The sequence below is a fragment of the Streptomyces sp. NPDC003042 genome (assembly GCF_053591315.1).
In genome coordinates this window covers 1-25,709 of the sequence record NZ_JBSFTP010000096.1, presented here as the reverse complement: position 1 = coordinate 25,709, position 25,709 = coordinate 1, and the positions used below count along the sequence as shown (strand labels likewise).

General features: G+C 73.1%; 26 protein-coding genes. 10 read left to right on the top strand and 16 right to left on the bottom strand.

Annotated features, from left to right (window positions below; all coding sequences use genetic code 11):
* The 9 genes from metK to ACWDYJ_RS31915 all read right to left on the bottom strand — a co-directional run.
* A partial coding sequence (metK, locus tag ACWDYJ_RS31955) for a methionine adenosyltransferase (protein ID WP_451569088.1) occupies nucleotides 1-875 on the bottom strand: 875 nt, incomplete at its 3' end.
* Nucleotides 872-1,636, bottom strand: coding sequence for a holo-ACP synthase (gene acpS / locus ACWDYJ_RS31950; RefSeq protein WP_451569087.1), 765 nt, complete (start codon nucleotides 1,634-1,636; stop codon nucleotides 872-874). The genes acpS and metK, both read right to left, overlap by 4 nt.
* Before the next feature lies 1 nt (nucleotide 1,637).
* On the bottom strand, nucleotides 1,638-2,501 hold the full coding sequence (locus ACWDYJ_RS31945; protein WP_451569086.1) for a hypothetical protein: 864 nt from the start codon (nucleotides 2,499-2,501) through the stop codon (nucleotides 1,638-1,640).
* Nucleotides 2,502-2,534: 33 nt separating this feature from the next.
* Nucleotides 2,535-3,428: a diiron oxygenase gene (locus tag ACWDYJ_RS31940; RefSeq protein WP_451569085.1), complete on the bottom strand. Its 894-nt coding sequence runs from the start codon at nucleotides 3,426-3,428 to the stop codon at nucleotides 2,535-2,537.
* A gap of 44 nt (nucleotides 3,429-3,472) precedes the next feature.
* Nucleotides 3,473-4,519, bottom strand: a complete 1,047-nt coding sequence (locus tag ACWDYJ_RS31935; RefSeq protein ID WP_451569084.1) for a class I SAM-dependent methyltransferase — start codon at nucleotides 4,517-4,519, stop codon at nucleotides 3,473-3,475.
* Nucleotides 4,516-5,355, bottom strand: a complete 840-nt coding sequence (locus ACWDYJ_RS31930; RefSeq protein WP_451569083.1) for a class I SAM-dependent methyltransferase — start codon at nucleotides 5,353-5,355, stop codon at nucleotides 4,516-4,518. Before ACWDYJ_RS31930 ends, ACWDYJ_RS31935 begins: the two co-directional genes overlap by 4 nt.
* Before the next feature lie 74 nt (nucleotides 5,356-5,429).
* Nucleotides 5,430-5,945, bottom strand: a complete 516-nt coding sequence (locus ACWDYJ_RS31925) for a MaoC family dehydratase (protein WP_451569082.1) — start codon at nucleotides 5,943-5,945, stop codon at nucleotides 5,430-5,432.
* A gap of 70 nt (nucleotides 5,946-6,015) precedes the next feature.
* On the bottom strand, nucleotides 6,016-7,200 hold the full coding sequence (locus ACWDYJ_RS31920; RefSeq protein WP_451569081.1) for a trans-sulfuration enzyme family protein: 1,185 nt from the start codon (nucleotides 7,198-7,200) through the stop codon (nucleotides 6,016-6,018).
* 110 nt (nucleotides 7,201-7,310) lie between these two features.
* A complete protein-coding gene (locus ACWDYJ_RS31915) occupies nucleotides 7,311-8,744 on the bottom strand; it encodes an MFS transporter (protein WP_451569080.1) in 1,434 nt (477 codons plus the stop codon).
* Between the two features lie 188 nt (nucleotides 8,745-8,932).
* Between ACWDYJ_RS31915 and ACWDYJ_RS31910 the strand changes: the two genes are divergently transcribed.
* Nucleotides 8,933-9,436: an FBP domain-containing protein gene (locus ACWDYJ_RS31910; RefSeq protein WP_451569079.1), complete on the top strand. Its 504-nt coding sequence runs from the start codon at nucleotides 8,933-8,935 to the stop codon at nucleotides 9,434-9,436.
* Nucleotides 9,437-9,452: 16 nt separating this feature from the next.
* Here ACWDYJ_RS31910 and ACWDYJ_RS31905 read toward each other — a convergent pair whose 3' ends face one another.
* Nucleotides 9,453-10,136, bottom strand: coding sequence for an esterase/lipase family protein (locus tag ACWDYJ_RS31905; protein WP_451569078.1), 684 nt, complete (start codon nucleotides 10,134-10,136; stop codon nucleotides 9,453-9,455).
* Between the two features lie 168 nt (nucleotides 10,137-10,304).
* Between ACWDYJ_RS31905 and ACWDYJ_RS31900 the strand changes: the two genes are divergently transcribed.
* The 4 genes from ACWDYJ_RS31900 to ACWDYJ_RS31885 all read left to right on the top strand — a co-directional run bounded on the left by ACWDYJ_RS31900 (nucleotide 10,305) and on the right by ACWDYJ_RS31885 (nucleotide 13,046).
* Nucleotides 10,305-10,493 (top strand): hypothetical protein, encoded by a 189-nt coding sequence (locus ACWDYJ_RS31900; RefSeq protein WP_451569077.1) that lies wholly within the window; start codon nucleotides 10,305-10,307, stop codon nucleotides 10,491-10,493.
* 229 nt (nucleotides 10,494-10,722) lie between these two features.
* The gene (locus ACWDYJ_RS31895) at nucleotides 10,723-11,124 is read left to right on the top strand and encodes a DUF3618 domain-containing protein (protein WP_451569076.1); all 402 of its coding nucleotides are present in this window, start codon (nucleotides 10,723-10,725) and stop codon (nucleotides 11,122-11,124) included.
* A gap of 116 nt (nucleotides 11,125-11,240) precedes the next feature.
* Nucleotides 11,241-11,426 carry a hypothetical protein gene (locus tag ACWDYJ_RS31890; RefSeq protein ID WP_451569075.1) on the top strand — a complete coding sequence of 62 codons (186 nt, stop codon included), beginning with the start codon at nucleotides 11,241-11,243 and terminating at the stop codon, nucleotides 11,424-11,426.
* Between the two features lie 105 nt (nucleotides 11,427-11,531).
* Nucleotides 11,532-13,046 carry a hypothetical protein gene (locus ACWDYJ_RS31885; protein ID WP_451569074.1) on the top strand — a complete coding sequence of 505 codons (1,515 nt, stop codon included), beginning with the start codon at nucleotides 11,532-11,534 and terminating at the stop codon, nucleotides 13,044-13,046.
* A 14-nt stretch (nucleotides 13,047-13,060) separates the two neighbouring features.
* Here ACWDYJ_RS31885 and ACWDYJ_RS31880 read toward each other — a convergent pair whose 3' ends face one another.
* Entirely contained in the window at nucleotides 13,061-13,450 is a 390-nt protein-coding gene (locus ACWDYJ_RS31880) for a hypothetical protein (RefSeq protein WP_451569073.1), read from the bottom strand.
* Between the two features lie 53 nt (nucleotides 13,451-13,503).
* Nucleotides 13,504-14,268, bottom strand: a complete 765-nt coding sequence (locus ACWDYJ_RS31875; RefSeq protein ID WP_451569072.1) for a tyrosine-protein phosphatase — start codon at nucleotides 14,266-14,268, stop codon at nucleotides 13,504-13,506.
* 188 nt (nucleotides 14,269-14,456) lie between these two features.
* Here ACWDYJ_RS31875 and ACWDYJ_RS31870 point away from each other — a divergent pair, with 188 nt between their 5' ends.
* The gene (locus ACWDYJ_RS31870) at nucleotides 14,457-15,419 is read left to right on the top strand and encodes an ankyrin repeat domain-containing protein (RefSeq protein WP_451569090.1); all 963 of its coding nucleotides are present in this window, start codon (nucleotides 14,457-14,459) and stop codon (nucleotides 15,417-15,419) included.
* Between the two features lie 237 nt (nucleotides 15,420-15,656).
* Here ACWDYJ_RS31870 and ACWDYJ_RS31865 read toward each other — a convergent pair whose 3' ends face one another.
* Complete coding sequence (locus ACWDYJ_RS31865) at nucleotides 15,657-16,715, bottom strand: phosphatidylinositol-specific phospholipase C domain-containing protein (RefSeq protein ID WP_451569071.1); 1,059 nt, start codon at nucleotides 16,713-16,715, stop codon at nucleotides 15,657-15,659.
* A 189-nt stretch (nucleotides 16,716-16,904) separates the two neighbouring features.
* Here ACWDYJ_RS31865 and ACWDYJ_RS31860 point away from each other — a divergent pair, with 189 nt between their 5' ends.
* The 4 genes from ACWDYJ_RS31860 to ACWDYJ_RS31845 all read left to right on the top strand — a co-directional run bounded on the left by ACWDYJ_RS31860 (nucleotide 16,905) and on the right by ACWDYJ_RS31845 (nucleotide 21,864).
* On the top strand, nucleotides 16,905-17,909 hold the full coding sequence (locus ACWDYJ_RS31860; protein ID WP_451569070.1) for a trypsin-like serine peptidase: 1,005 nt from the start codon (nucleotides 16,905-16,907) through the stop codon (nucleotides 17,907-17,909).
* Between the two features lie 1,156 nt (nucleotides 17,910-19,065).
* Complete coding sequence (gene cbiE, locus ACWDYJ_RS31855) at nucleotides 19,066-20,337, top strand: precorrin-6y C5,15-methyltransferase (decarboxylating) subunit CbiE (protein WP_451569069.1); 1,272 nt, start codon at nucleotides 19,066-19,068, stop codon at nucleotides 20,335-20,337.
* A complete protein-coding gene (gene cobM / locus ACWDYJ_RS31850; protein ID WP_451569068.1) occupies nucleotides 20,334-21,083 on the top strand; it encodes a precorrin-4 C(11)-methyltransferase in 750 nt (249 codons plus the stop codon). The genes cbiE and cobM overlap by 4 nt, the downstream gene beginning before the upstream one ends.
* The gene (locus ACWDYJ_RS31845) at nucleotides 21,073-21,864 is read left to right on the top strand and encodes a cobalt-precorrin-6A reductase (RefSeq protein WP_451569067.1); all 792 of its coding nucleotides are present in this window, start codon (nucleotides 21,073-21,075) and stop codon (nucleotides 21,862-21,864) included. The genes cobM and ACWDYJ_RS31845 overlap by 11 nt, the downstream gene beginning before the upstream one ends.
* A 67-nt stretch (nucleotides 21,865-21,931) precedes the next feature.
* Here ACWDYJ_RS31845 and ACWDYJ_RS31840 read toward each other — a convergent pair whose 3' ends face one another.
* From ACWDYJ_RS31840 to cobG, 3 genes are read right to left on the bottom strand one after another with little or no spacing between them, the layout of a single operon-like run.
* The gene (locus ACWDYJ_RS31840) at nucleotides 21,932-23,440 is read right to left on the bottom strand and encodes a precorrin-2 C(20)-methyltransferase (RefSeq protein ID WP_451569066.1); all 1,509 of its coding nucleotides are present in this window, start codon (nucleotides 23,438-23,440) and stop codon (nucleotides 21,932-21,934) included.
* On the bottom strand, nucleotides 23,437-24,084 hold the full coding sequence (locus ACWDYJ_RS31835) for a precorrin-8X methylmutase (protein WP_451569065.1): 648 nt from the start codon (nucleotides 24,082-24,084) through the stop codon (nucleotides 23,437-23,439). Before ACWDYJ_RS31835 ends, ACWDYJ_RS31840 begins: the two co-directional genes overlap by 4 nt.
* A 35-nt stretch (nucleotides 24,085-24,119) precedes the next feature.
* Nucleotides 24,120-25,457, bottom strand: coding sequence for a precorrin-3B synthase (gene cobG, locus ACWDYJ_RS31830; RefSeq protein ID WP_451569089.1), 1,338 nt, complete (start codon nucleotides 25,455-25,457; stop codon nucleotides 24,120-24,122).
* Nucleotides 25,458-25,709 lie beyond the last annotated feature (252 nt).

The window sequence follows — 25,709 nt, the reverse complement described above, 5'->3', positions numbered from 1 at the left end:
TTGGACGGGTCCTTGCCGGAGAAGGCGCCGCCGCCGTGGCGGGCCATGCCACCGTACGTGTCGATGATGATCTTGCGGCCGGTCAGACCCGCGTCGCCCATCGGGCCGCCGATCTCGAAGCGCCCGGTCGGGTTCACCAGCAGCCGGTAGCCCTCGGTGTCGAGCTTGATGCCGTCCTCGACGAGCTGCGCCAGCACGTGCTCGACGACGAACGCGCGGATGTCGGGAGCGAGCAGCGAGTCGAGGTCGATGTCCGCGGCGTGCTGCGAGGACACGACGACCGTGTCCAGGCGCACGGCCTTGTCGCCGTCGTACTCGATGGTGACCTGGGTCTTGCCGTCAGGGCGCAGGTACGGGATGGTCCCGTTCTTGCGGACCTCGGACAGGCGGCGCGAGAGCCGGTGCGCGATGTGGATCGGGAGCGGCATCAGCTCGGGCGTCTCGTCGCAGGCGTAGCCGAACATCAGGCCCTGGTCGCCCGCGCCCTGCTTGTCGAGCTCGTCACCCTCCTCACCCGCGGCGGCACCCTCGACCCGCTTCTCGAAGGCGGTGTCGACGCCCTGCGCGATGTCCGGGGACTGGGCGCCGATGGACACCGACACGCCACAGGAGGCGCCGTCGAAGCCCTTCTTCGAGGAGTCGTAGCCGATGTCCAGGATCGCCTCGCGTACGAGCTGGGCGATCGGCGCGTACGCCTTCGTCGTCACCTCGCCCGCGATGTGGACCAGGCCCGTGGTGATCAGCGTCTCCACCGCCACCCGGGAGGTGGGGTCCTCGCGGAGCAGCGCGTCGAGGATCGTGTCGCTGATCCGGTCGGCGATCTTGTCGGGATGCCCCTCGGTGACCGATTCGGAGGTGAACAGCCGCTTGCTCACTGCGCCACCTCGACCGGGAAGAAGTGGGCCTCGATGGCGGCGAAGGTGCGGATCTCGTCGATTTCCAGCGTCTCCATCTGGATCGACCGCCCGCTGTGCTGCTCCAGCAGGAAGACGAACTCCACGAAGGACAGCGAGTCGATGAGCCGGTGCTCGATGAGGTCCAGGTCGGAGGGGATGTCTTCGAGCTCGGTGTGGCGGGCGAGGAGCCAGTTCTTCATCTGCTGCAGACCGTCGGACATGAGGGTTCTCCTTGAAGTGCTGTCTGTGGGTGAGGTGTGGTGCGCGGTTGCGTCGGCCGGATCCGGGAGACCCGCCGGGAGGGGGTGTCCTTCGGAGCCGGCCTGGAGTACTGGGGTGGCCACGGCGACCGCGTAGTCCACGTCGTGGCTGATCGACACAGAGATGTCGGCGATGCCGCACTCGGCGGCCATCTCGGCCGCGCCCCGTCGAAGCTCGACGAGCGGCCAGCCGCCTTCGGAGCGCCGTACGACGATGTCGAGCCAGGGCAGGAACCCGCCCCGGGCTCGGAAGGTCTTGAACGCCGCTTCCTTCGCCGCTATCCGGCCGCACAGGCCCAGTACGTCGAGCCCGTAGATCCTTCGGCAGTCGGCGAGTTCGCCGGGGGTGAGGATCCGCTCGAAGATGTCCTCGCCGTACTCGGCGAGCAGCCGGCGGACGCGGGTGACGGACACGATGTCCATGCCGAGATTCGCCCAGCCCGGCCCGCCCGCCGGCGGGGCGAGGGGTCGGGTCGCCACGTCAGATCGCCGGCCCGGCCGCATTCGCGCGCAGGACGGCCTCGGTCGCCGCCTCCCAGCTGCCGTGGCGTCGGGTCAGCGCGGACAGCCAGCGCTCCAGGCCGAACGCGGCGCAGCTGGTGAAGGCCGGGGTGCCGCTCGATTGCAGTGTGATCCGGCACCGGTCACCGAAGAAATTGCGGTGCGTGTTGACCGAGGCGATCGCCAGGTCCTCGTACAGGAACTCGTGCTTGACCGGGGTGAGCCGCTGGAGCACGGCCTTCGAGCTGCCCTTGTCGAAGAACGGGTCGCAGGCGGCCTCCTTGCGCAGCGGCAGGTCCACGGCCGCGGCGAAGGCCTGGATCCGGGCGGTGAACGCGGCGAGGTGGGACTCGGCGTGCTCACGGGTACCGATCGCCACGACCTCCCGCATGCGGAAACCGAGCTGCCGTCGCAGGCCCTCGTAGTACTCCTCCTGGCGGAAGCACCAACCGACAACCGTGACCAGCGTGTCGTCGGCGACCTGGCGACCCTGGTGGTCGATGTACACGGCGTAGCACGACGCGGACGGCAGACCCAGCACCGCGGGTTGCAGCGCACCGCGCGGAAAACTGCCGGAATCCGTACAGAACGCGCTGGTCTCCCGGGCCGCCAGGTCGAGCGGGGCGGCGAGGACGGCCTGGTGCGGGAAGTTGTCGTAGTAGTCGAGGCGGGCCAGGTCGGCGGCCGGCAGCAGCGGAGGCATGGTCATCGGGCGGGCGCCCGCGCTCACGCCCCAGCTCTCGAAGGTGTCGTCGAGGAGCCGCAGGAGTGCGGTTCCCTCGGGTCCGAGGGACGGCAGGCCCCTCGTCTCCCCGACGCTCGCAGGCGGATGTGTCACGGTCATGGTGGGGTCCCTCTCGGACGGCGGACGGCTCGTTCAGACGACGGGCAGTACGTCGTCGGTGAAGATCCCGGTCTTCAGGAAGAAGCCGAGCGGCTTGCGGATGGCCTTGCGCTCGTACGGACGGCGCCCCTCGTCGGCGACCAGGGCGTTGCGTAGGGCCAGCGGGTCGGCGATGCCCGCGTCGCGGTAGACGTGCGGGTTGTAGAGGGAGTTGACGCTGTAGACGACGTACCGCTTGAGGTACGCCTCCACCTCGGCGATCCGCTGGGCGGGAACGGTGTCCTTCATCCGCTTGAAGAGCAGGGACACCAGCTCGCGCCCGAAGGCGATGTGCCGGGACTCGTCCTGGTGGTGGATGCGGTTGACCTCGCGGATGGTGTGGCACAGGGACTCGTCCCGCGCCATCCGCGTGTTGTAGTGGTCGACGAGCTCCTCGAAGAACAGGATCCGGGCGAACACCAGGAAGTTCTCCACCTCCGGCTCCCACGCGGAGTCGGCGCGCATGGCGGTCGAGCTGTAGATCTTGTCGCCGTAGCGGCGGCAGAACTCGGCGAAGAACCACATGTGTTCGTTCTCTTCGCCGATGAAGTGGTGGAAGAAGTCCGAGGGGACTTCGAAGCCGGGCATGTGGATCCGGCCGACGACCTCGATGAGCAGCTCACGGATGCCGTGCACGTTGAGGCTGTAGAAGTTGATGCTCTCCCACTTGGAAAGGCGCTGGACGGTCTCCTCGCCGAGCTCCTCGTAGAAGGGGGTGCCGTAGACGGTGAGCAGCTCGGGGGTCATCCACATCCGGCCCTCTTCGAGCTTTTCGGGCCAGTCGAACTGCTGGTAGGGGTTGTAGTACTCCTCGATGGAGCGCGAGCTGAGCCGTTCCAGGACTTCCAGGAAACGGTCGCTGACGGGCAGGGGGGCGGCGACGCCCATGGAGTCTCCCTCGGTGTGTGGTGGATGCGGCGCGGGGCGCGGGCTCAGGGCCGGACTTCGTAGACGGCGTTGACCGGCGTCTCGGTCGCGCGGCGCCAGCGGGTGAAGCCGGCCTCCTCGGCGATGGCGCGGAACGCCTTCTCGCCGGAGTGGTTGCCGAGCGCGTGGGGACCTCGCTGGGCAACGGCCACGGGCAGGCACATCACGGCGGACAGGGCCATGAACATGCGGGCGGCGGGAGTCTGCGTGTCGATGTCCGCGGGCGAGACGTTCGACTCGACGAGCATCCACGTCCCCTCGCCGTCGAGGGACTTGTGCACGTGCTGGGCGGCGGCGACCGGGTCGCCCATGTCGTGCAGGGCGTTGAAGAAGGTGACCAGGTCGTAGCCGGTGCCGGGGTAGTCGTCGGCCGAGGCGACGTCGAAGACGACGCGGTCGGAGAGTCCGGCCTCCTCGGCGAGCTGCCGGGCGATGGAGATGGCCTCTTCGGAGTAGTCGAAGCCGTGCACGGTCGCCTCGGGGAAGGCCTTCGCGATGAGCAGCGTGGTGTGCCCGACGCCGCACCCGACGTCGGCCACGGTGCCGCCGGCCGCCAGCTTGCCGGTGACCCCGTGCAGGGCGGGCAGCCAGTCGGGGACGAGCCGGTGCTCGTAGGTGGGCTGGAAGAAGCTTCCCATCCCGGTGTCCAGTGCCGGGTCGTGTTCCGCCCAGCCGACGCCGTCGCCCGAGCGGTACGCGTCGACGAGCAGGTCCTCGGTGGCGTACAGCGCCTTGAGGGCGGTGAAGAACCCGGCGGCGAAGGTGAGCGCCTGCGGGTCGGCCAGCACGGGCACGTGGTCGGCGGGCAGCGTGTAGGTGTCGGCGCTCGGGTGGCGTTCGACGTACCCGGCGCTCAGCTGGGCGTGCAGCCACTCCTCCGCGTACCGCTGGGCGATCCCGGTGCGCTCGGCGAGCCCGGCCGGGGTCAGGGGTCCGGCTTCGGCCAGCGCGCGGTACAGGCCGAGCCGTTCGCCGAGGGCGACGGTGAGGCCGCGTACGGCGGCGCCCGCGTCGCTGATCACGCGCTGGTGGAACTCGTGGGTGCCGCTCATGCCGCCACCGCCTCTGCGGTCGGAAGGTCACAGGTGAACAGGAAGGAGCGCGGGACGCCCGGGACGGTGCGCGGCGGGACCGGGTACGGCCAGCGGTCGAAGTCGGCGCCCGGCTCTCCCGGCTGGCGCACCTCGCGTACGTCCCACCCGCTGTCGGCGAGGAGCCGCTCGGGCGTCTCCGTGCCGAACAGCCACGGGTTGCCGTCCTCGGCGAGGCAGTTGAGGAAGGGGCGGGAGAGGGGGTTCTCCAGCGCGGCCTTGCTGATGACGTCTCCGAGCAGCACCGAGCCGGGCGCGGAGTGTACGGCGAGCGTGGAGAGCAGGTTGCGCACGGCGTCCTCGGGGAGGAAGAAGAGCAAGCCCTCGACCACCCACAGCACCGGCTCGTCGCCGCTCCAGCCGGCCTCCTCGAGCGGGCCGGTCCAGTCCTGCGTCAGGTCCACGGGCACGGTGACGCGGGTGCGCCCGGCGGGAGCGGGCTCGTCGGCGAGCATCCGCGCCTTGGCCTCCAGGAGCGCCGGGCGGTCGAGCTCGTAGACGCTCACCCCGTCGGGCCACGGGAGCCGGTAGAAGCGCGTGTCCATGCCGGCGGCGAGGAACACCACCTGCCGGATGCCGTGCTCCTCGACTGCCCTGGCGATCGCCCGGTCCAGGTAGGTGGTGCGGATGGCGAGGAACGGTACGGTGCCGGCTCCCGCGTAGCGCTCCAGGAGTTCGAAGCCGATGTCGTCGGCGACGGTGCGCGCGTAGGGATCGGCGAACAGCCTGTCCTCGCGGTCGGTCTCCAGGGCTCGCGCTGCGGCGGTCCACTGGGCGGTGCGGGATACGGCCTCCACAGGAGGTCTCCCTTCACATCGGGGGGATGGGGTACGGGCAGGCACGGTGTCCGGGGCGGCCCGGGGCGGCGAGGTCAGACCATGGATCGCACGCAGGCGACCGGGTCCTCCGCGCCGGACTTGGTGCCGCAGCGCGCGGTGGGGGGATCTACTGGTCGGCGCTGGAAGATGCTGTGCAGGATCATGCTGAAGACGACGGCCCCGTCAGCGTCCAGGAGCAGGCACTTGGGCTGTACGACGCCGGTGGTCGGATTGAACGGCGACGGCCGGGATCCGAGGATCTCCAGCCGGGCGGTGAGGACGTCACCCGGGCGTACGGGACGCACGTAGCGGATCTCGTCGACCCCCGGGGAGCCGGCGCAGGCGCTGTAGGCGAGCAGCCCGTCGACGTAGCGCCGCATGAACATCGAGGCGGTGTGCCAGCCGCTGGCGATCAGACCGCCGAACGGTGAGGCCGCGGCGCGTTCGGGGTCCGTGTGGAAGGGCTGCGGGTCGAAGCGCTTTCCGAACTCCAGCACCTCCTCGGCGGTGACGGTGACGGTGCCCAGCTCGTGGACGTCACCGGTCCGGAAGTCCTCGAAGTAGCGCATCACGCGCCCCCCTTGACATAGAACAGCGTTCCTTGGCGTGAACCAATCTACGAATCACCCATTTATTTTGTCAACCCAAAACAACTGCGGATAGGGCCTGTTCGATGTCTCGCCACAGGTCCTCGGGGTCCTCGATGCCGACCGACATCCGCACCAGGCCCGCTCCGATGCCGGCCGCCGCCAACGCCCCTTCGTCCAGCTCGCGATGGGAGGTACTGGCCGGATGCGTCACCAGCGTCTCCACTCCGCCCAGGGACAGCGCGAGCCGCGCCACGCGGACGCCCTCCACGCACACCCGACCCGCATCCCGGCCGCCGGCCAGTTCGAACGAGAGCAGCCCTCCCCCACCGGAGAGCACCTCGCGCGCGGCGGCGTACGAGGGGTGGCCGACGAGCCACGGCCAGTGGACGGCCGTGACGGCGGGATGGCCGGCCAGCCGGGCCGCCAGCACTTCGGCGTTGGAGCAGTGCTCCCGCATGCGCAGGGGCAGGGTCGGTATCCCGCGCAGGGTCAGCCAGGCGGCGAACGGGTCGGCGCAGGCGCCGAGTTCCACCGTGCGCGGCCATATCTCCCGCCGCAGGCCGTCGTCCGCGAAGACGGCGGCGCCACCGAGGACGTCGGAATGTCCGGACAGGTACTTGGTCGTGGAGTGGAGCACGATGTCGGCGCCGAGTTCGATGGGGCGGCACAGGACGGGCGAGGCGAGGGAGTTGTCCACGGCGCTGAGGACGCCGCGCCGCCGGGCCGCGGCCAGCAGCCCCGGCAGGTCCGGGACCTGGCCGGTCGGGTTCGCGATGGTCTCCAGTACGAGCAGCCTGGTCCGGGGCCCCGCGAGCGCCTCGAACTCGGCCACCTCATCGCCGCTGATGTACGCGACGTCGACGCCGTACCGGTCCGCCAGGTCGTTCAGGGCCGCGTACGTCCCGCCGTACAGGCACCGCTGGGCGATCACCTGATCGCCCGGGCGCAGCAGCGCCAGCAGGACGCCGCTGATGGCTCCCATGCCCGAGGCGAAGGCGATGGCCGAAGCCCCGCCCTCCAGGCCGGCGAGCGTCTGCTCCAGAGCGCGGACGGTGGGATTGCCGCGGCGGCTGTAGACGTACTGGCCGTCGGGGCCGGCCATGGCCTCGGCCAGCTCGTCCGCGGAGCCGAAGGCGAAGGCGGACGACTGCACGAGGGGAACCGACAGCGGCCAACTGCCCTGTGGCAGAGGCTGGTTCACGACGTGCACGGCACGGGTTCGGATGTCTTCCATGGGATCTCCTTCTACGGACGGGCGGAGGCGGAGCGGAAAAAGGGGTCGCCCGACGTCCTGGGAGGACATCGGGCGACCCCTTGACGCGTGCGGGGACGAGGCCCCGTACGTCACACCTTGACGGTTTCGCTCTGGGGGACGGGGGCGGAGGATGCGGCGGCGGCCTTGTCGCCCTTCATGAGCAGGAGGGTGATCACGGCGCCGGCGGCCGCGATGCCGGCGGCGCCGAGGAACGCGGCGCTGAAGCCGTCGGTGAGGGCGGGCAGGTTGCCGAGCTCCCCGGCGCCCTGCGTGGTGGCGAGGGCGGTCAGGGCGGCGAGGCCCAGGGCCGAGCCCACGTTGTACGTGGTGTTGACGATGCCCGAGGCCAGGCCCGCCTGCTCCTGGGGAGCGCCCGACATCGCGGCGATCATGGCGGGGATGTAGGCGAGCGCCATGCCGAGCGCGGCGACGAGCGAGGCCGGCAGGACGTCGACCAGGAAGGTGCCGGTCGGCTCGACGGCCGACAGCCAGACCAGGCCGGCGGCGAGGGCCAGCAGACCGCCGACGATCAGCGGCTTGGCGCCGAACCTGCCCATGAGGCGGGAGGTGATCGCGGTCATGAAGATCATCAGCAGGATGGTCATGGGAAGCAGCGCGGCGCCGGAAGCGAAAGCACCGTAGTTCAGGACCTGCTGGAGATAGAGGTTCAGGAAGTACCACATCGGGATCCACGCGGCACCGAGCAGCGTCATCGCGAGGTTGGCCGAGCCGAGACGCGGGACGCGCCACACGCTGAGCGGCATGAGCGGCTCGCGGATGAACTTCTGGATCGCGAAGAAGACGACGAGCAGGACCGCGGCGCCGATCAGCTCCAGGACGGTGGCGGTGGAGCCCCAGCCCACTTCGGGTGCACGGACGACGGCGAACACGGCGAGCGCGAGTCCGGCGGTGACGGCGACCGCGCCGAGGACGTCCACGGAGCCGCGGCGGGGGGCGACGGCCGGCAGCAGCTTGGTCGCGGCGAGGGTCGCGAGACCGATCGGGATGTAGATGATGAAGACCCACTGCCAGCTCATCCACTCGGTGAAGACACCACCGAGGAACACGCCCGCGGTACCGCCGGCGGGGGCGGCCGCGCCGTACAGCGCCATGGCCTTGCCGAGCTCCTTCGGGTCGTGCATGAAGAGCATCATCAGCAGGGTCATGGCCGCCGGTGCGATCAGTGCGCCACCGACGCCCTGGACGGCGCGGCCGATGATCTCGACCGAGGCCGTCTGCGCGGCGGCGGCGAGGATCGAGCCGACGATCATGACCACCCAGCCGGAGGCGAAGACCCTGCGGGCTCCCAGGAGGTCGGAGAGGCGACCGCCGAGCAGCAGTAATCCGCCGAACACGATGACGTAGGCGTTGAAGACCCACTGCAACTCGCCCTGCGAGAAGCCGAGGTCCTTCTGCATCTCGGGGAGCGCGACTCCGATGATCGAGGTGTCCATGATGACCATGAACTGCGCGGCGGCGAGCACGGCAAGTGCCCACCAGCGCAGGGGATTGACGGTTGACATTGCCCTGACCCTTCCCTGGTCCATACCCCTGGGGGGTACCTTCGCGGAGCAACGTAGCATACCCACTGGGGGTATGTAAGAGTGAGATGAGGGCGATCCGCAGGGCGCAGGGCAGCCGGAGGCCGGGCAGTGAACCGGGCGAATAATCGAATGCGGGAGCGGGGTCGCGCCCCGTACGGTCGACCCTCGTGGAAACGCTCACCGAGAACCAAATCCGCTCGTCCTTCGTGAATTGCACCAAGGGCGAGGCAACCCGCCTGAAACTCCCCCTGGACTTCGCCGAACTCCCCTGGGAGGACCTGGACTTCCTGGGCTGGATCGATCCGGGCGCACCCCTGCGGGCGCACCTGGTCCTGGCGCGGCCGCAGGGTCCCCTCGGCATCACCCTGCGCGTGCCGGGCCTGGCCCGCACCAGCGCGGTGAAGTCCAGCCTCTGCCAGCTCTGCCTCACCGGGCACGCCTCCTCCGGCGTCACCCTGTTCACGGCCCCGCTGGCGGGGGCGCGGGGCCGTGCGGGCAACACCGTGGGCCTCTACGTATGCGCCGACCTCGCCTGCTCCCTCTACGTACGGGGCAAGCGGCAGCCCAAGCTGCGCAGCGGCCGGTACGAGGAGAGCCTGGGCCTGGAGGAGCGGATCGAGCGCACGGTCGGCAACCTGGACGGCTTCGTCACGAAGGTGACGCGGGGCTGAGTACGCGCCCGCCGCGTCAGCCGATGTGCGCCTTGACCTCGCCGTACACCGCCGCGCTGGTGCGCAGTTCGGCGTGGCCGATACAGGCCGTCTCGTGGTTGGCGGCGCCCGCGAGGACGACGCTGCTGTCGGGGTTGACGACGTTGTCGCAGGGTGAGCGCCATGTGGCGTACCGCGGGGAGCCGGGGGTCTCGTCGTCGGAGTTGAGGGCGTTCAGGAAGCCGGAGCCGGGGCGCATCTCCAGGCAGGAGGCTCCGCCGCACCAGTACGCCAGGTCGGTGCCGTGGTTGGGTCCCCCGAGGGAGACCCAGGCGTCGACCTTGGAGCCGGCTTCCAGGTTCTTGGTGTAGTAGCGGGAGGACAGCGCGCCCATGGAGTGCGTGACGACATCGACCTGGGTGGCGCCGGTGGCGGCCAGCACGCGGTCGATCTCCTGGGCGAGTTGGGAGGCCGTCGTGACGTTGGACTGGTCGGTGTCATAGGTCCACTGATCCAGGTGCCCGGCCGGCCAGCCGTCGGCGCCGAAACGGCCGGCCATGGTGTTCCAGGCCGAGCCGTCGGCGTTCCAGCCGTGGACGAAGACGATCGGGTCGGGGCCGGGGGCGGGGGCAGCCGCGGCCGGGGACGTCGTGGCGAGGGGCAGGAGGGCGGCGAGCGTGAGCGCGAGTGCGGGCAGGCCGCGCGACAGGTGGGTGGTCACCTGGGCGTTGTAGCGGCCCGGGGGCCGGATGCGGCAGGGGTGGGAGGGCCGACTCACCCGCGTGGGGGCCATGATTCACCGCAGAAACGTCACGGCCGCCCGTCGCGGAGCCGGGTGGTTTGCGGGCACGGGGGCGGGGCAGCCGCACACCATCAGGAGGTGATCGTCGTGCCCGAGCCAGGAAGCAAGGAGTACGACACCCGGCGCGCGAGGATGCGCAAGGACGCCGAGCGTGCCGGCGTACCGGACAAGAAGGCCAACGTTGAGGCCAACGAGTCCCTGCAGAGCGACGAGGAGTCGCGCGGCAGCGGCCCTCGCACCGACCGAGGCCGCGGCCCCAAGGGCGAGCGCGGCTAGGCCGTCTCCTTCGGATCGTGCCGGTTGGACCCCGCGTTGTCCGGTGCCGTCCCCCGCGAGGCGCGGGGGCGCCCTCTTACGGCCGTACTCGGGCGCTCCGGCAGCCCCGGGTACCTCCCAGCGGTAGCTGGGGGCGAGGTGCGCTGCCCGGCAGCGCGGGGCGGGGCACGATCCGACAGAGACGGCCTGGGCCACGCCGCGAACCGGGCCGGACTGGAGGAGCACCCCGATGACCGGCAAGTCGGAGCCGAACGGCTCCACACCCACCCCCGAGAAGCTTCGGGAGCAGCTGGAGGACACGCGCGCGCAGTTGAGCCGCACCGTCGCGGCCCTGGCCGCCAAGACCGACCTCAAGGGCCAGATGCAGGACAAGATGCACGGAAAGATGACGGCGGTGCGCCACGACGTGACGGCACGGGCGTCGAAGGTCAGGACGCGCGTGCGCGAGACGGCCTCGCACGCCGCGCATGCCGTGCACACCCCGCACACGGGAACAGCGGGCCCGGGCCCCGTCCGGGAGGAGGTCTACGTCACCACCGAGGCCGTCCGGAGCACGTGGTGGTGGCTCGTGCCCGCCGTCGCCGCCGTCCTGTGGATGCTGGCGCGCAAGCGGCGGCACGGGCACGCGTGAGAAGGATCGGCATGCGCTGACCGGTGACCGGGAAGGCGCGTGAGCAGGAAGAGGCGGCGTCGCGGGCGGCTGCCCGCGACGCGCGACGCCGGCGGACGCACGGAGCGGAGAGTGCCATGGACCGTTCACACGAGACCACCGCCCGCAACCGGCCCTCGCGGGCCGCCGCGGACCCTTGGGACGACTTCGCGCAGGTCCTGGACCAGATGAGCCGGTTCGTGCGGCAGGCCGCGGCCCGCTCGGGCAGCGGAGAGCGCCGGCGGTCGAGGGCGAGAGCGACGGAGGAGGAACGGCCCGAATAGCGCCGAGTGCCGTAACCGGAATGGCGGGGGCGCCCGCCCCGGGGCAGCGTGGAGCGCAGACGCGAGGTCGCCCGCCCTGCCCCGAGCTCTCACGAGGTCCGGCCCATGACGCAGACATCCGCCGTGGCTCCCGGCCCCCGGGGAGAACGCCCCCGCCCGCACGCGTACCGGGCGGTCCCCCGCGAGCTGCGGTGGCCGGCCCTCGTCGCCGCGACGTACACGGTGCTCCAGCTGCTGTTCGTCGTGCCCGGGTCGGGTCTCGGCTGGGACGAGACCGTCTACGTCAGCCAGGTCGCCCCGCAGGCACCGGCCGCGTTCTTCAGCGCGCCCCGCGCCCGGGGGATCACCTTCCTCGTCGCGCCGGTGGCCGCTCTGACCTCGTCGGTCGAGGCGCTCCGCGTCTGGCTCGCCCTGCTGTCGGGAGCGGGGCTGTTCCTGTCGATGTGGGTGTGGCGACGGCTCCTGCCCACCGGTGTCCTCGCCCTCGCCGGTGCGCTGTTCGCCGGGCTGTGGACGACCCTGCTCTACGGCTCGCAGGCCATGCCGAACCTCTGGGTCGCGTACGGGGCGCTGATCTCGGTCGGCTGCTTCCTGCGGGCCGCCCGTGACCGGTCCGACCGCGCGGCACTGGCGGGTCTCGGTGGGGGTGTGGCGCTCGCCGCGCTGATGAGGCCCGGCGACGCCTTCTGGCTCGTGCTGCCGCTCGCCGTCGCCGCCCTGGCCGTCCGGGCCTGGCGCCGCCCCGCCCTGCTCGTCGTGCTCGCGGCGGGGGCGGCCCTCGGCAGCGCGGAGTGGGTCGTCGAGGCGTACGTCCGTTACGGCGGCCTTTTCGCCCGGCTCGCCCGTGCCAGCGAGATCCAGGGTGATCTGGGCTGGAACCCGGCCTTCGGCGACCACGCGCGGGCGCTGGCCGGGCGGACCCTGTGCCGCCCGTGCGACGTGCCGTTGCGGCAGCCCGTGGCCGCGCTGTGGTGGTGGGCGCTGCCGCTGCTCGTGGGGGGCGGGGTCCTGGCGGCGGTCCGTGCGCGCAGGGCCGACCGGGCGCCCGTCCTCCTGGCGGCGCTGGTCGGCCTGTCGCTGGCGGCGCCGTACCTGTTCATGGTCGGGTACGCGGCGCCGCGGTTCCTGCTGCCCGCCTACGCGCTGCTCGCGGTGCCGGTCGCGGTGTGCCTGACCTGGCTGCTCGGTGCCGTACGGCCGCGCCCGCTCGCCGTCGGCGCCCTCGTGCTGGGGCTGGCCGCGCATCTGGCCGTGCAGTTCCTCGTCCTGGAGCGAGTGGCGTCGCGCGGCCGGACCAATCGGGTCGCCTTCGGCGCGGTGGCCGCCGAGCTGCACCGCCTGGGTATCCGTCCGCCGTGCCTGGTCAGCGGCGAGGAGGCCGTACGCATCGCGTTCCGCGCGGGCTGCGCGTCCCGTCAGATCGGCGGCCACGATGCCAGCATCACCCCGGCCGGGGTGAGCGCCGCCGCGCGCGGCCGTCCCGTGGCGGTGCTCGTACGGGGGACCGGGCGGCCGCCCGCGTACGCCGCCGGCTGGCGGCGTCACACCCTGCCGGGCCTGCCCGGCACGCCCGAGCTGATCGCCTACCTCGGGCCGGTCACCCGACCCGGAGCCCCGTAGGACGGCGGCCCGCGTCAGCGTCGTCGGCGCAGCAGTCTCCGGAAGAACCGGCGGGCGGAGGCGGCCGGGGACACCGCGCTCGCGCCCCGGCGCGACGGGCCGGCGAGTGCGGCGGGCGAGGGTCCGAAGGGGATGTCGGGCATGAGGTAGCGCGCCCCGTCGATCACCAGGGTGCACAGCGGGGCCTCGCCGGGATCGTCCGGGCTGCCGAGATGGACGGTGAAGGGCTGCGGCGGATCTCCCGGCAGCTCGGCCTTCATCACGGTGAGCCCGGCCGCGGCGGCCTTCCCGACGGCGACGGCCTTCCCGTCGACGAGGACCTCTACGGACTGCCCCGGGCGGCCGTACAGCACGCTGATCGAATGCCCGTTCTGATCCAGGTGGAACCGGTGCCGACTGGCCATCGCTCGCTCCCGAAAACCAGATCTTCCCCTCTTCGTATCGTACGGCGCCCGCGCTACCGGAGCAGGCGGCCGCGCAGCCGGTCGGTGGTGGCGGGGGTGATGCCGACGCGGTCGGCGAGGTAAGCGGACGGGGAGCCGTAGCGGGCCGTGAGATCGGCGAGGACCAGCGACATGACGGTGGCCGGGGCGCGGCCGTACGAGGGCCAGCGCAGGGTGCGGCCGGGGTTGGCGGCGTGCCAGTCGGCGGTGAGGCGGGCGGTGGCCCGTTCGGTGAGGGCGAAGTCGGCCAGGATCTGGTCCTCCGGGACGTCCAGGAGGGTCAGCACCAGCGCGGCGATGAGTCCCGTGCGGTCCTTGCCCGAGGTGCAGTGGAACACGGTCGGGCCGGGGTCGGCGGCGATGAGTTCGAGGGCCTCGCGTATCTCGCGCACGCCGTCCTCGGCCACCTCCGCGAAGCGGTCGGCGAGGTAGCGCCACGGGTCGACGTCGGGGTCGATCGCGGCCTGGTCGTAGGGCCGGTGCTCGATGCTGAGGTTGGCGTACGTGAACCGGTGCGCCTGCGGGACGCGGCCCTTGGCCTCGATCTCCCAGGGATAGCGCAGGTCGATGACGGTACGGATGCCCAGCGCGAGGAAGCGCTCCCAGTCGGCGCCCTGGAGCTTGCCGAGGGAATCGGCCCGGTAGAGGACGCCCCGGGCGACCGTGCGCCCGTCGGAGGCCGAGCGGTAGCCGCCCATGTCACGGAAGTTGTGCAGGCGCTCGAACGCGATGTCCCGTCCGGGCCCGGCGGCGGCCCGGATCTCGTGCGCGTGGGTCAACAGAGGCTCCCTGGAGGTGCGGTGGGGGGTCGTGGGACCAGAATGCCTCAACCCCGCGGCGGTTCGGGGGTGCGGGCCTGGGCCGAACCGATGCCGGGCGTGCGTTGTCGGACCTGTCTGCGACGGTGTGCGTACGGGGCGACGGGACGACGGGAAAGAGACGTCCGGTCCGGCGTGGGAGGGGCATGATGACGGGTCACCATGACGGCTGGGCGGGCGTGGGCTGGGAGGGGTGGAAGGACCACGAGGGCGTCCTGCGGCGCCTCCATCAGGGCGCCGATCCAGAGGTGTGGGGCGGAGGGCGGCCCCTGCACCGGGCGGCGGCCTTCGGCTCACCGGAGGTGGTCACAGAGCTGGCTCGACGCGTCGGGGACGTGGACGCGCTCCAGAACGGGACGACCGCGCTGTGGGAAGCCGTCCTGTCCGACCGACCGGACAACGCGCGGGCCCTCGCCGCTGCCGGAGCGGATCCCTGGCGGCCCTTGATCGGCGGCTGGTCACCGGGGCGGCTCAGCCTGGCCGGACCGACACCGGATCTGTTCGTGGTGCCGGAGGGAGAGCCCGGGCTGAGCGAGGCCGAGCGGACGGTGGCACGGCAGGGCGGACATCTGGTCGCCGCGCTGGGAGACATCTACTACGAGGGCACGGGACTGGCGTGCGTGGCCGGGATCGATGCCGAGGAAGCGGTGCGTCGCTTGGCGGCGACGCCGGCGGGGGGCGAGGAGCTGGAGGAACTGCTGGAGGAACCGTGGGCGTCCGAACTCGACGAGAGCCTGTGGATCGTCGGCGTGACGACCGTGCCGGGTGGCTGCGTCGTCACCCAACCGTGGGGCTACGCGCCCTCGATGCCGGGTGTACTGAAGCGCCTGTCCACCGGAACCGTCTGCTACGGCCTCTACGCCAACCCCAAGAGCGGCAACCAGGGCAGCATCGTCCGCGACGGCGTCGTCGAAGGCTGGGACCTCCACCCGGGCGGCGGACCGGCCCCGCACGACACCCCCGACGAAGTCCTCGCCTCCTACCTCTACCGGTACAACGCGGTGGCGTACTCGTGTGCCTTCGCGGGACTGCGACTGACCGACGCGCGCGCCGTCGTGGGCCCACCCGACCTCTGGGTCGAGCTGCCGCGTGATGACTACTGGGAGCACTGACGCAAGGACTGTGACGAGCAGTTCGCCTCCCCGTCGTCGGTGGATCCGGCATTGCTGGAGCGGACGCTCCGTGAGCGGATCCCCGATGCCGTCGGCGCCACCGAGCCCGAGATCACCGCCGCCGAAACGCGCCGCGGCGTCGCGCTGCCCGACGCCGCGGTGCGGCGGCTCGGTCCTCGAAGGCCACCTCGGCCCCGTGGCGTAGTCAGCGGTGGTGGTCCGACGGACCGGTGGCGGTCAGCCGCGCGGGAGGACGGTGGCGAGGACCGAGGGCAGGGGGTACCAGTCGGCCGAGGCGATGGAGGCGTGGCGGCCGGCCAGCAGGGTGACCCGGCCTCGGGCCTCGGTCTCGGTGGGACGCGTCGAGTCGATGGCGGGGGCGACGTTGTGCGCGTCGGTGGCGATCAGCAGGTAGTGGTTGCGGTCGTACCAGCCGGTGTCGATGGAGCCCCCGGCGTACGCGCTCGCGTCCCCGTCGAAGATGACGAACCAGGGCCGCAGCGCGGCATCGGCGTAGCGGGCGCGCGGGTCACCGGCCGCGGCCCGGTGCACGGCCGGGAAGGCGGCGGCCTGGCCGAGCCGGCCTGCTGCGGCGAGGGCGCGAAGGTGCTCGGCGTACTCCCGGTCGGTCCACAGCTTGTCGGCGCTGTTGCCCTCCTCCACCGTGCCGGGGATCAGCTCGACGAGGAACTTCCCGGCCATGCCCGCGCGGCTCGGCCACGCCCCGGCGCGGGCGGCGGCGTCCAGGTCCGGGTGGCCGGCGGCGAGCTGCCCGGGCCGGAACAGCGCGTCGCCGAGCTTCGAGTTCAGCAGCGCGTCGAGGTCGGCGGGCCCGCGCCCGAGGTTGGCGGCGAAGCCGTCCTTGAGCTCCAGCTTGAGGACGACCGGGCGGTGGCCGGGGTGGGCGTCGTGCCAGCTGCGGATGTCGGAGAGGCATCCCGCGAGGTTCTGGTTGCGGGACTTGGTGCGCAGTTGGGCGGGGGTGGTGGCGTTCTCGCAGTTGTTGTCGTTGCCGAAGGGGTTGTCGTGCGAGACCCGCCAGGAGCTGCCGAAGAAGTTGGTCCACACGTCGAGTTCGAGCATCGCGGCGCCGGAGTCCAGCGCGTCGGCGAAGAAGGGGTACTTGGTCTTCTCGTACGCGTTGTGCACCCCGACGCCGGTCGAGCCCGCGTACGGCAGGTCCGCGTACGGCTGGTCCACCGCGCCCGCCGCGCCCGCCGGGGCCGTGCCCAGGACGAGGCCCAGGGCGGCCAGTGCGGCCGCCACCGTGCCCGCCATCCGGTTCCGTATTCTCATGCTTTCGGCTCCCGTCAGCTCCATGCCGTTTCAAGTCGACTGGAGAGTAAGGGAGTTGGATGAAGTGGGGAAGGACGGCGGATGACGGGAGGAGCGGTGTGAGGGCGGACACGTTCCGATTCCGGAACCCGTGTCGCCTTCGCGCCCGTTGGACGCAGGACCGGTGATCGTCAGGGGCAGGAGCGCCACATGTTCGGCAAGGTGAGCGGCAGGGCCGTACGCGTGTGCGTACTGGCCGGTGTCTGCTGCGTACTGGCGGCCTTCGGCGTCGCGTACCTGGGGGACCTGCGCGCCCTCGCCGGGCATGTCGCGGACGGAGATCCGGCGCGCGGGAGCTACGTCCAGGATCCCGGGCTCGCCGACGAGGCTGCCGCGGCGGTGCTGGAGGGGTTCGCGAAGGAGGACCCGGCGGCGCGGAACCGGCCCGTCCCGGATGCCGAGCCCCTCCGCGAAGGCGGTCGGGCCCCGGAGGGTCAGGCCCTGAACGGCCAGGGTCTGAACGGCCAGGGTCTGAACGGCCAGGCCCCGGCCGACTGGCGGCCCTCCGACCCGCTGGAGGCCCGGCCCGCGGCCACCAAACCGTCGATCGGAGCGCTCTTCTCCCCCGGCCTCGACTGGGACTCCGAGCACCACTGCTCGGCCGGCGTGGTCCACTCCCCCGGCGGGGACCTCGTCGCCACCGCCGCCCACTGCGTGTACGGGAGCGGCTTTCGCACCAATCTCGCCTTCGTCCCCGGCTACCGCGACGGCGCGGCCCCCTACGGCGTCTGGGTACCCACCCGGATCTACGTGGACCCCCGCTGGGTCGCGTCCGCCGACCCCGACCACGACGTGGCCTTCATCCGGCTACGACGCGCGGGGCACCCCGGGCAGCGGCTCGAGGAGGTCACCGGCGCGCACGAGATCCGCTTCCGGCCCGAACTGCCCGTTCCCGCCCGCCTGGTGGGTTACCCGAACGATGCCGAGCAGCCGCTGGGCTGCTCGAACACCGCCGTGGCCGCCGGACCCACGCAGCTGCGGCTGGACTGCGCGGACGTACCGAACGGCACCAGCGGGGGTCCGGTCCTGACCGCGGCCGGGACCCTGATCGGGGTGATCGGCGGCCGCGACGGCGGGGGCGACGAGGTGACCTCGTACAGCAGTCTCCTCGGCGACGCCACCCGCGCCCTCTACGACCGCGCCACGGCGGGATGACGGCGTCGGCGGCGATCGGGGCACGGACGCGGCGGTGGACGACCGTCGCCGAGCTGGTCGAGCGAGGGCCTGGTGGCGGCGGACCAGCGGGCGGGCACCGGGCACCCTGCCGGCTCCCTTCACCGAGGCCGGCGGCGGGGCCGGGAAGGCGAGGCCGGCCGGCCAGGCGGGCGCCCGGGAGGTGCCCACGGTCGCGTCGACCATCCGGGCGGCCCTGCACGTCCGTACTGTGGCGACGCCGCACCGGGTCCGGGTAGCCGAGACAGCCGGCCAGGCGGGCGCCCGGGAGATGCCCCCGGTCGCGTCGACCACAACGGCGGCGGCCAGCCGCACACCGCCACGCGGGCCCACCGGCACCGCACCGCCCGCCGTAGGCACGGTCGGTCACCTACCGGCGGCGCCCGGCATCGCCCCGAACCAGTCGGCGGGGCTCGGCCACAGGACGTCGCGCGGCGTACTCCGGCAGGGCGAAGCCGCCCGCCGTCAGGTCGGCCGTCATCCCGCGACGCAGCCGCCGCTCGATCAGCTCGACGCCCCGCGAGCACAGCACGTGCGTGGGCCGGGACGGCGGCCCCTGTTCCGGTAGTTCGTCCCCGTTCCGCGAGCACCCCCGCCGTCGGCAGCCCAGCCCACCGCCTGGTCACGGGCTTCACGGGCTTGTGGGTGGTTGTCCGGATCGTCGTCCATGCCGTCGAGTCTCCGCCGGGATCAGCGGCCCGGTCAGGTCCCGTCCGGGGCGCCCGGAGGCGCCCCGGGGGCGGACGGGCTCACGTTGGGGGGCGCCCCGCACCCCGGCCGGAACTCCCGCCTCCTCGGGGCGCTGCCCACCGACCGCGCCCCCGGCCCCCGGCGTCCGGCGTCCGACGTCCGGCAGGTCGGTTTCACGGGCCTGGGTCCGGCCGGCGCGGCGCGCCGGTCCCGGGGGGAGGAACCGGCGGCCACGAACTCCCCCTGTGATCCCGGCACTTCGCCCCCAGAAGCACCAGGACCGCCCCGCCGGGTACGAGGTGGCGGCAGGCCGGCGCGGCGGCGGGACGGCCGCTCCGGTCAGGGTGGCGCGGGGCCCCTGGCCGGCGGCCAGTAGGCTGCGGGTCCACCCCTTGTCCCCCGTTCTCCGAGGTAGCGCGCAGTGAGCTCCGCAGCACCCCCTCCCCCCGTGACGGTCGTCGGCCTGGGCGCCGACGGATGGGCCGGGCTCACCGCCGGCGCGCGGTCCGCGCTGGCCTCGGCCGAGGTGCTGATCGGCGGGCCGCGCCAGCTCGACCTGCTGCCGCCCGGGGAGTGCGCCGGGCGGCGCGTCGCCTGGCCGAGCCCGCTGCGCCCGGCCGTGCCGAAGCTGACGGCGGAGCACGCGGGCCGCCGGATCGCGGTGCTGGCCAGCGGAGACCCCATGTTCTACGGGATCGGCCGCGCGCTGGCCGAGGAGTTGGGCCCGGACGCCCTGCTGGTCCACCCGCACCCCTCCTCCGTGTCGTACGCCTGCGCCCGCCTGGGCTGGCCGGTGGAGGACACCGAGGTGGTGACGGTGGTCGGCCGCCCGGTGGCCCGGCTCGCGGCGGCGCTCTACGAGGGGCGGCGGGTGCTGGTGCTGAGCGCGGGCTCCGGCTCCCCCGGCGAGATCGCCGCTCTGCTTCGGGAGCGGGGCTTCGGGCCGAGCCGCATGCGGGTGCTGGAGCAGCTCGGCTCCGAGCGCGAGGACGCGTACGAGGGTCACGCGGAGAGCTGGGACCACGCGCCGGGCGATCCCCTCAACGTGGTCGCCGTGGACTGCCGGCGCGATCCCTCCCACCGCATTCCCCGCCTCGGCGCGACGCCCGGCCTGCCGGACGCGGCGTACGAGCACGACGGCCAGCTCACCAAGCGGCACGTGCGCGCGGCGACCTTGTGCGCGCTCGCCCCGGCCCCGGGCGAGCTGTTGTGGGACATCGGTGGCGGCTCCGGCTCGATCGGCATCGAGTGGATGCGTACGCACCCCTCCTGCCGCGCGGTGACCGTGGAGCGTGTGCCGGAGCGGGCGGCACGCATCACCGCCAACGCGGCGGCCCTCGGCGTGCCCGCTCTCCTCGTGGTCACGGGCGCCGCCCCCGGGGCCCTGGAGGGCCTGCCCACCCCCGACGCGGTCTTCATCGGCGGCGGGCTGACGGCGCCGGGCCTGCTCGACGCGGCCTGGTCGGCGCTGGCCCCCGGAGGCCGGCTGGTGGTCAACACGGTCACGCTGGAATCGGAGGCGGTCCTCGCCGACCGCTACCGCCGTCACGGCGGTGAACTGGTGAAGCTGGCCGTCTCGCACGCCGTACCGGTCGGCGGTTTCACGGGCTGGCGGCAGGCGATGCCGGTCACGCAGTGGTCGGTCACGAAGGGTGCGGAGCGTACGGAGGCGGCGGACGCCACGGACACCGCGGACGAAGAGAAGGTGGATCACATATGACCGTGTACTTCATCGGTGCGGGCCCCGGCGCCGCCGACCTGATCACGGTGCGCGGAGCCCGGACCCTGGCCGCCGCCCCCGTCTGCCTGTACGCGGGCAGCCTGGTCCCGCCCGAGCTCCTCGCCGAGTGCCCGGCGGACGCCCGGCTCGTCGACACCTCCCAGCTGAACCTGGACCAGATCACCGCCGAGTTCGTACGGGCCCACGCGGCCGGCCAGGACGTGGCGCGGCTGCACTCCGGTGACCCGTCGGTCTTCAGCGCGGTCGCCGAGCAGATGCGGCGCCTCGACGCGGCCGCCATCCCCTACGAAGTGGTCCCGGGCGTACCGGCCTTCGCCGCCGCTGCCGCCGCGCTGAAGCGCGAGCTGACCGTCCCCACCGTCGGCCAGACCGTGATCCTGACCCGCGTCTCCCAGCAGGCCACGCCGATGCCCCCCGGCGAAGACCTGGCCACGCTCGGCCGCAGCGGCGCGCTGCTGGTCCTGCACCTGGCCACGCGCTACGCCGAGCGGGTCGTCGACGAGCTGCTGCCGCACTACGGGGCCGACTGCCCCGCCGCGGTGGTGGCGATGGCCAGCCGCCCCGACGAGCTGATCCTGCGCGGCACCCTGGCCGACATCGCCGGACAGGTGAAGGCCGCGGGCCTGGTGCGCACCGCGGTGATCCTGGTGGGCCGCACGCTGGGCGCCGAGCAGTTCCGCGACAGCCACCTGTACTCCGCCGAGCGCGACCGGCATGTCTGCTGAACCGGACCCCGGCCATGTGCTGATCCTGGGCGGTACGACGGAGGCCCGCCTCCTGGCGCAGGCGCTGGCGCGGGAGACCCCGTACCGCGTGACCACCTCGCTGGCGGGCCGGGTCAGCGCGCCCGTGCTCCCGCCGGGCGAGACCCGGATCGGCGGCTTCGGCGGCGTGGCCGGCCTCGCGGGCTGGATCATCGGCAACGACGTCACCCACCTGGTCGACGCCACCCACCCCTTCGCGGAGCGCATGAGCTTCAACGCGGTCGAGGCGCAGGCGCTCACGGGCGTACCGCTGCTCGCGCTGCGCCGCCCCGGCTGGACCCCGGGTCCCGGCGACGACTGGACCTTCGCGGCCTCCCTCGCCGAGGCGGCCGCCGCCTTGCCCTCCCTCGGCCGCCGGGCCTTCCTGACCACCGGCCGGATGGGCCTGCACGCCTTCGCGGGCCTCACCGGGACCTGGTTCCTGGTGCGTTCGGTGGACCCGCCGGACACGCCGATGCCGCCGCGCCTCGAAGTCCTCCTGGACCGCGGCCCGTTCGACCTCGCCGCGGAGCGGGAGCTGCTCGCCCGCCACCGGATCGACGTACTGGTGACCAAGGACAGCGGCGGCGCGGCGACCGCCCCCAAGCTCACCGCCGCGCGCGAGGCCGGAATCCCGGTCCTCGTCGTACGCCGCCCCGCGATCCCGACGGGCGTCGCGGAGGCGGTATCCGTCGAGGCGGCCCTTGCCTGGCTCCGCGACGGTGGCGGCGACGGCGCGCAGTCCCGGCGGGCGGTGCCGTAGCCCCGTGGGCCCGGGACGGTGACGTCCCGGGCCGCGGTCGTACGCACCCGCGCGGCGGGTCAGGCGATCACGGGTAGCGGCGCGGCGTCCACGTCACCCGCGACCCGTCGGCGCGCTCCGTGACCTGGGTCTGTGAGGAGCCGATCAGCAGAATCGTGCGCATGTCCACCTCGGACGGCTCCAGTTCGGCCAGCGTGACGATCCGCACCGACTGCGCCGGTCCGCCGACGTCCCGCGCGACGACCACCGGGGTCTGCGGCGAGCGCAGCTCCAGCAGCAGCTCCCGGGCCTGGGCCACCTGCCACGTCCGGCTGCGCGAACCGGGGTTGTAGAGCGCCAGCACCAGATCCGCGGCGGCGGCCGCGCGCAGCCGCTCCGCGATGACCTCCCACGGCTTGAGCCGGTCGGAGAGGGAGATGGTGGCGTAGTCGTGGCCGAGCGGGGCTCCGGCCGCGGCGGCCGCCGCGTTGGCGGCGGTCACGCCCGGCAGGACCCGTACGGGCACGTCCTTGTACTCGGCCTGCCCGGACACCTCCAGGACCGCCGTGGCCATGGCGAAGACCCCGGGGTCGCCGCCGGAGACCACGGCCACCCGCCGGCCGCGCCGCGCGAGGTCGAGGGCGAACTCGGCGCGCTCCGACTCCACCTTGTTGTCGGAACCGTGCCGGATCTGGCCCGGCTTGACGGGGATCCGGTCCAGGTAGGTCGTGTACCCGACCAGCACCTCGGCGTCGGCCAGGGCCCGCCGCGTCTCGGGCGTGAGCCACAGCGGCCCGGCCGGGCCGGTGCCGACGACCACGACCTCGCCGGGGCCGGACGGCACGCTGCCCGGGTTGCCGATCCGGCTGGGCACGACGGCGACGGCGAAGTACGGCACGCTGTCGGGGTCGGTGTCCGCCAGGATTCCGGTGCGCTCGCCGGCCATGGTGGCCCGTTCGACGTAGCGCGCCTCGGCGAGCCGGCCGCTGTTCTCCATGGCCCGCCGGACGGCGGGGAAGGTACGGCCGAGCTTCATCACGACCGCCGAGTCGGTGGCGGCGAGACGGGCGGTGAGCTCCTCCTCGGGCAGGGTCCCGGGCAGGATGGTCAGCACCTCCTCGCCCTCCACGAGCGGCGTGCCGAGCCGGGCGGCGGCGGCGCTCACCGAGGTCACGCCCGGGATCACCTCGGCCTCGTACCGGTCCGCGAGCCGCTTGTGCATGTGCATGTAGGAGCCGTAGAAGAACGGGTCGCCCTCCGCGAGCACGGCGACGGTGCGGCCGGCGTCCAGATGCGCGGCCAGACGGGCGGCGGAGGCCTCGTAGAACTCCTCCATCGCGCCCTGGTAGCCGCCGGGGTGGTCGGTGGTCTCGGTGGTGACCGGGTAGACCAGCGGTTCCTCGACGTGGTCGGCGCGCAGGTGCTTCGCGGCGATCGAGCGCGCGATGGAGCGGCCGTGGCGGGCGCTGTGGTAGGCGATGACGTCGGCTCCGGCGATCACCTCGACGGCCCGCAGGGTCATCAGGGAGGGGTCGCCGGGGCCGAGGCCGACGCCGTAGAGCCGCCCCTTGGCCGTGCTCGATGCGGGGATGCTCATTCTTCCTCGCTCGCGATCGCGTTGACGGCGGCGGCGGCGATGGCGCTGCCGCCGCGCCGGCCGCGCACGATCAGGTGGTCGAGGCCCGAGGGGTGCGCGGCGAGGGCGTCCTTCGACTCGGCGGCGCCGATGAAGCCGACGGGCACCCCGATGACGGCGGCGGGGCGCGGGGCGCCCTCCTCGATCATCTCCAGCAGCCGGAAGAGCGCGGTGGGTGCGTTGCCGACGGCGATCACGGAACCCTCCAACAGGCCGCGGTCGCGCCAGACTTCGAGGGCGGCGGCGCTGCGCGTGGTGCCCGTCTTCGCGGCGAGTTCCGGCACGGCCGGGTCGGAGAGGGTGCAGATGACCTCGTTGCCGGCGGGCAACCGCTTACGGGTCACCCCGCTCGCGACCATCTGGACGTCGCACAGGATCGGCGCGCCGGCGCACAGCGCGGCGCGGGCCCGCAGGACGACCTCGGGGGTGTAGCCCAGGTCCTGGGGGAGGTCGGTCATGCCGCAGGCGTGAATCATGCGTACCGCGACCTGGGCGACCGAGGCGGGCAGCCCGGAGAGGTCCGCCTCGGCGCGGATCGTGGCAAAGGACTGGCGGTAGATCTCCGCGCCGTCCTTCTCGTACTGGAACACGGTGTACTCGCTCATTTCTTCACTGCGGCGGGATCGGATGTGCGTCTTGTTCATACGCTGGGGGTGGTGCTGCGTGCGGCGGTGAGGGCCGCCGCCAGGTCGAAGGGGCGTGCCGGTACGGGAGGCCGGCCGGGCGCGGAGACCTGGTAGCCGCTGTCCCCGGTGGCGACCACGTCCACCCAGGCGGCGCCGCGCGGATGACCGCAGCGTCGCTCGCAGCCGGACCAGTGCACGGGCAGCAGCGCGCCGGGCCGCTCGTGGACACCGCGCCGCACCGCATCCTCTACGAGGGCCCGCGCATCGGCGCGTACGTCGGCCAGCGATTTGGCGCAACCCGGGCGCCCGGCACAGGCGGTAACGGACTGCCAGGGGCTGTCGGGGCCGAGCACCAGACCGGCGGCCTCGATCCGGGCGGCGCCGTTGAGGGGACGGCGGGTGCTCGCGCCCGGCAGGATGACGCTGCGCCAGGGGGTGATGCGCAGCTCCCCGAGCCCGCGGTCGGCGACCTGGACCAGGACCCGCCACTGGTCGCAGGTCAGCCGTCCGAGCGGGGGCAGCACGCACACCGTGTTCCGGTGGCCGCTGCCTGTCCCCCAGGGCTGGGGCGGCGGCGCGTACGGCCAGGCGACGGCGGCCACGCGGGTCGCGGGGATTGCGGCGGCGGCCAGGCGCGCCGCGAACTCGACCTCGTCCAAGGAGTGTTCGGGCGGGAGTTCGGACACCCGCCAGGCGCGGGTACCGGCCGCGTCGGCGGTGTCGAGGAAGTACTCGGCGGCGAGCAGCGCCGCCGCGGGCGCGTCCGGGACCGCCAGCTCCACGGCGTCGGCGGCGGCGCCGAGCCGTATCAGCGCGCGGCCCTCGGGCCGGCCGAGGACGGTGATGTCGGGGCCGAGCGCGGCGACGTCACCGCGGCCATCGTCGAAGGCGAACAGGAACCGGCCGGACAAGGCCGCCGCCCGTGCACTGTCACACAGCAAACTGTCCAGTGCCATGGCCCAGGGCAGCACATCGGGCCGCGCACCGCCGTCCAGACCCGACATGGGGGTCGCCACGATGTTCCGCACCCGCTCGTGGCTCGGGGCGGGCAGCAGCCCGGCCCCGTCCAGCAGTTTCGCCAGCCCGGCTCCGCAGCCGTCGGAGAGCCCGCGCAGCTGGACGTTGCCGCGGGAGGTGAGTTCCAGGTGCCCGTCCCCGAACCGGTCGGCGGCGAGCGCCAGCAGGGAAGCCTGCCGGGTGGTCAGCAGCCCGCCGGGAATCCGGACGCGGGCCAGTGCGCCGTCGTCCGCCGCATGCAGTCGCAGCGCGCCGGGACAGGCGTCGCCACGGTCGCGTATGACGGGTTCGTCCCGCGATGCGGCAGAAGGGGGCTGGGGCATGGCCGCGAGCATACCCACGATTCCCCCACCCCGACCTGTGTCCGTCACCACGCCCCCACGACCCCCGCCGCCGACCCAGGCCCCGCCGGCCACGCGAGCCGAATCCGGCCCCGCCGGCCACGCCGGCCAAAATCCAGCCCCGGCGCCGTCCCAGCCACACCGGGCAAATCCAGCCCCGCCGGCGTCTGAGGCGCCGGGTCCGGGGCAGCGCCCCGCAGTTCAGCCCCGCCGGCCAAACCCAGCCCCACCGCCGACCCGGGCGAC